General features: G+C 69.8%; 3 protein-coding genes. 2 read left to right on the top strand and 1 reads right to left on the bottom strand.

Annotated elements, in window-relative coordinates; translation table 11 throughout:
• The first annotated feature begins 98 nt into the window (after positions 1-98).
• Together HET64_RS36610 and HET64_RS36605 are read left to right on the top strand one after the other, a co-directional pair.
• Complete coding sequence (locus HET64_RS36610; RefSeq protein WP_215111550.1) at positions 99-1574, top strand: GntP family permease; 1476 nt, start codon at positions 99-101, stop codon at positions 1572-1574.
• A gap of 96 nt (positions 1575-1670) precedes the next feature.
• Entirely contained in the window at positions 1671-2981 is a 1311-nt protein-coding gene (locus HET64_RS36605) for an Nramp family divalent metal transporter (protein WP_215111549.1), read from the top strand.
• Between the two features lie 135 nt (positions 2982-3116).
• Here HET64_RS36605 and HET64_RS36600 read toward each other — a convergent pair whose 3' ends face one another.
• Positions 3117-4841: a chitinase gene (locus HET64_RS36600; protein WP_215111548.1), complete on the bottom strand. Its 1725-nt coding sequence runs from the start codon at positions 4839-4841 to the stop codon at positions 3117-3119.
• Positions 4842-4925 lie beyond the last annotated feature (84 nt).

Raw genomic sequence — 4925 nt, 5'->3', positions numbered from 1 at the left:
CCGCAGGACCGCTCCAGCACGCCGTACGGCACGGCGCCCCGCTCCCCGGGGGCGCCGTGCCGCGCTCCCCCCTGCCCTCCAGCACCACCGGAGTCCCCATGCTGCTCGCCGCCACCCCACCGCCGGTCGAGGCACCACCGCACACCGGTGGCCTGCTCCTCCTGATCGACGGCACCGCCGGTCTGCTGACCGTCGCCGCCCTCGGCATCGCCCTCCTGCTCTTCCTGATCATCAAGATCAGGCTCCAGCCGTTCGTCGCCCTGCTCGCGGTCTCCATAGCCGTCGGCCTCGGCGCCGGGCTCTCGGTCACCGAACTCTTCGGCACCGTGCAGAAGTCCGCCGCCGTCTCGGTCATCGAGTCCGGCATGGGCGGCATCCTCGGCCATGTCGCGATCATCATCGGGCTCGGCACCATGCTCGGCGCGATCCTCGAAGTGTCCGGCGGGGCAGAGGTGCTGAGCACGCGCCTGCTGAACGCCTTCGGTGAGAAGCGCGCCCCGCTCGCCATGGGAATGACGGGCCTCGTCTTCGGCATCCCGGTCTTCTTCGACGTCGGCATCTTCGTCCTCGCGCCGATCGTGTACGCCGCCGCCAAGCGCTCCGGAAAATCGATCCTGCTCTACGCGATGCCGCTGCTGGCGGGCCTGTCGATGACCCACGCGTTCCTGCCGCCGCACCCGGGACCGGTGGCCGCCGCCGGACTCTTCAACGTCTCGCTCGGCTGGGTCATCCTGATGGGCGTCGTCGTCGGCATCCCGTCGGTCATCGCCGCCTGGGCGTACGCCGCCTGGATCGGCAAGCGGATCTTCGTCGACGTCCCGCAGGACATGGTGGAGGCCGCCGAGGAGGCCAAGGCCGCCGTCGCCGCCGAACAGCGCGCCGCCGGGGTCACCCCGCACGAGAAGCCGGTCCCGCTCGGTACGGTCCTCGCGATCATCGGGACCCCGCTGATCCTCATTCTCGCCGCGACGTTCTCCTCCATCGCCCTGGACCCCTCCACGCTCCGCTCGGTCATCGAGTTCTTCGGCAACCCGTTCGTCGCCCTGACGATCGCCCTGTTCCTCGCGTACTACCTGCTGGGCATCCGGCGCGGCTGGTCCCGCAAGTCCCTGGAATCGGTCTCCACGTCCTCGCTCAAGCCCGTCGGCAACATCCTGCTGGTGGTCGGCGCGGGCGGCATCTTCGGCGCGGTCCTCAAGGGCAGCGGCATCGCGGACGCGCTGGCCGACACCTTCAACGACGTCGGCCTGCCGGTCATCCTGCTCGCCTGGCTGATCTCGGTCGTCCTGCGCGTCGCCCAGGGCTCGGCCACCGTCGCGATCGTCACGACGGCCGGCATCGTGGTCCCGCTGGTCGAGGGCCAGGACCTGTCCCAGGCCCACCTCGCGCTGATCATCATGGCGATCTCGGCGGGCTCGATCTTCGCCTCGCACGTGAACGACGGCGGCTTCTGGATGGTGTCGAAGTACTTCGGCATCAGCGAGCGCGACACCCTGAAGTCCTGGACCGTCCTGGAGACGGTGCTCTCGGTCGCGGGCTTCGTCGTCGCGGCGCTGCTCAGCCTGGTCATCTAGCGAACCGGCACACACGGGGACGTTCCCCGTCCCCGTGTGTGCCGGTTCCGTGCGCACCCCTTGTGCTGCTCCGCCGATTGCGCTTCCTTGATCGGCATGGCGGAGACAAGCGCAACCACAGGGACAGGGGAGCCGGCCTCCCGACCACGTAAGTCCAGCTGGAAGTACATCGGCCCCGGCATCGTCGTCGCGGCGACCGGGGTCGGGGCCGGAGACCTGGTCGCGACGCTCATCGCGGGCAGCAAGTTCGGATACACCCTGATGTGGGCGGCGGTGATCGGCTGCGTCGTCAAGATCTCGCTCGCCGAGGCGGCCGGCCGCTGGCATCTGGCGACCGGCCGCACGCTCTTCGACGGCTGGCGCAGCCTGGGCCCCTGGACCACGGTGTACTTCGCGGTCTACGTCGTGCTCTGGGGCTTCATCTACGGGGCGACGGCCATGTCCTCCAGCGCCCTGCCCATCGTGGCGCTGTTCCCCGACGGCCCCGGGCTGAAGTTCTGGGCGATCGTCACCGGCCTGATCGGGCTGGCCTTCGTCTGGTTCAACCGGTACGCCGTCTTCGAGAAGGTCATGACGGTCCTGATCGGCATCATGTTCGTGGTGGTCGTGTACGTGGCCGCCCGCGTCGTGCCGGACGTCGGGGCCTCGTTCGCCGGGCTGCTGCCCGTGCTCCCGGACGGCTCGCTCCTCTACACCCTCGGGCTGATCGGCGGCGTCGGCGGCACGATCACCATGGCCGCGTACGGGTACTGGGTCAACGCCAAGGGCTGGAGCAACTCCTCCTGGATGAAGGTGATGCGGCTCGACAACCGGGTCGCCTACATCACCACCGGGATCTTCGTCGTCGCGATGCTCATCGTCGGCGCCGAGCTGCTGCACGCCTCCCAGGTGGCCCTCACCTCCGGCGACCGGGGTCTGATCGACCTGGGCCAGGTGCTGGAGGACCGCTTCGGCGCGGGCACCGCCAAGCTCTTCCTGGTGGGCTTCTTCGCCACGTCGTTCTCGTCGCTGATCGGCGTCTGGCACGGGGTCAGCCTGATGTTCGCCGACTTCGTGGAGCGGTTCCGGGCTCCGGCGACCGGTGCGGCGAGGACCGAGGAGCACGAGGGGCCGGACGTCGCCGAGCGCCGGCAGCGGTCGATGCCGTTCCGTGCCTACCTGCTGTGGCTGACCTTCCCGCCGATGACCCTGCTCTGGCTGGACGAGCCCTTCGGCCTGGTCATCGCCTACGGGGTGCTCGGCGCGTTCTTCATGCCGTTCCTCGCCCTGACCCTGCTCTGGCTGCTCAACTCCTCCCGTACGCCCGGGGAGTGGCGCAACGGATGGGTCAGCAACGGGATGCTCGCCCTGTCCGGGCTGCTGTTCATCGTGCTGTGCGTCCAGCAGGTGCGCGAACTGCCCTGGTGAACCGGTGACACGGTGACCCGGTGACCGGGGGTTCGCGACGGCCGGTGACCGGGTGGTCGCCGGCGTAACGCCGCAGCGCCGCCGGGGGAGCGGCGGCGCTGCAGGTTCCGTGTGGTGCTGTGTGGTGCTGTGTCGTTACGGCAGGCTGCGGACGTGCGGTCCGACCGCCTTCGACCAGGCGAACCCGGCCGTCGCGTCCCAGTTCGTCGACCAGGTCATCGCGCCGCGCAGCGACGGGTAGGTCTTGGACGGCTTGAACGAGCCGCAGTTGGTGCCCTTGGCGAGGCAGTCCAGCGCCGCGTTCACGATCGACGGGGCGACGTAGCCGCTGCCCGCGCCGCGGGTGGAGGCGGGGACGCCGATGCCGACCTGGGACGGGTCGAGGCCGCCCTCCAGCTGGATGCAGGCGAGCGCGGTGAGGAAGTCCACCGAGCCCTGCGAGTAGACCTTGCCGTCGCAGCCGAGCATCGAACCGCTGTTGTAGTACTGCATGTTGACGACGGTCAGGATGTCCTTGACGTTGAGCGCCGTCTTGAAGTACTCGCCCGAGGTCGACTGCATGTCGATGGTCTGCGGGGCCATCGTGAGGACCAGCCCGGGGCCCGCCTTCGCCGACAGCTGGCGCAGCGCCTTCGTCATGTAGGTGGCGTTGAGGCCGTTCTCCAGGTCGATGTCGACCCCGTTGAAGCCGTAGTCCTGCATCAGCGCGTACACCGAGTTGGCGAACGCGGTGGCGGAGGCGTCGCTGTCGACGCGGACCGTGCCCAGCTCGCCGCCGATCGAGATGATGACGTTCTTGCCCGCCGCCTGCTTGGCCTTGATGTCCGAACGGAACTGGGCGTCGGTGTAGCCGTTCAGCCCGGCGGTGTCCAGGTTGAAGGTGACCGCGCCCTGGGTCGCCGTGGCGTCCGCGAAGGAGACCGCGATGATGTCGTAGTCGGCCGGTACGTCGCTGAGCTTCTGGACGGCCGCGCCGTTGTTGAAGTTCTGCCAGTAGCCGGTCACCGCGTGCTTGGGCACGGTGGTCACCGGGCCGGTGCCGTTCTTGGCCGTACGGGCGCTGACGGCGGCCGACTTGACCGACTCACCGGCCGCGTTGGTGGCGCTCACCGAGAACTGGTAGGCGGTGTCCGCGGTGAGGCCCGTGACGGTCGCCGAGGTTCCGGTGGAGGTGGTGGCCTGCACGCCGTCCCGGTACACCTTGTACCCGGTGGCGCCGGAGACCGCGTTCCAGGACAGGGCGACGGAGGACGTGGTCGTCGCGCCCGCCGTGAGGCCGGCCGGAGCCGCCGGGATGACCGGGCCGGGCTCCTCGCCGCCACCGCCGTCGGGGCCGGTCACCTCGAAGTCGTCGGCGAGGTAGGCGGCCTGCCCGTACCAGCCGTGGGTGTAGACGGTCACCGAGGTGGTGTTCGCGCCGGTCTTGAAGCTGGTGGACAGCTTGGTCCAGGTGGTGGAGCCCGGCGTCCAGGTGGAGACGTCGGTGGTTCCGGTGCCGCTCACACCGAGGTAGGCGTAGCCGCCCTGCACCCAGGAGCTGAGCGCGTACGTCGAGTTGGGCTTCACCTTGACGGCCTGCGAACACTTGGCGTTGTCCTGGCCGGCCGGGGTGGCCTTCAGCGCCGACGTACCGCCGTGCACGGGGGAGGAGACCACGGTGCCGCTGTTCCCGGCGCAGGTCCAGTTGGCGAGGCCCGACTCGAAGCCCGCGTTCTTGGCGTTGTTGACGTCGGCGGCCTGGGCGGTGCTGACGAGTCCGGTGACGGTCAGGGCCGCGGCCGCGATGACGGCCATGGTGCCGCCGAGGACGGGACGGGAGCGACGGCGCCTTCTGCGACTGCTGCCTGCGGAGCGTTCCACTGGTTCCTCCGTGGGGAGTTGGTGGCCTGGCGGGGGTCGTGCAGGAGTGCCGGACGGACGACGGGGCGGCCGGGGCTGCACGGG

Origin of the sequence: Streptomyces sp. McG3, from assembly GCF_018619185.1 — a bacterium.
Lineage (GTDB): Bacteria > Actinomycetota > Actinomycetes > Streptomycetales > Streptomycetaceae > Streptomyces.
The sequence above is the reverse complement of the archived record's forward strand: the minus strand, read 5'-3'. Positions and strand labels throughout refer to the sequence as shown.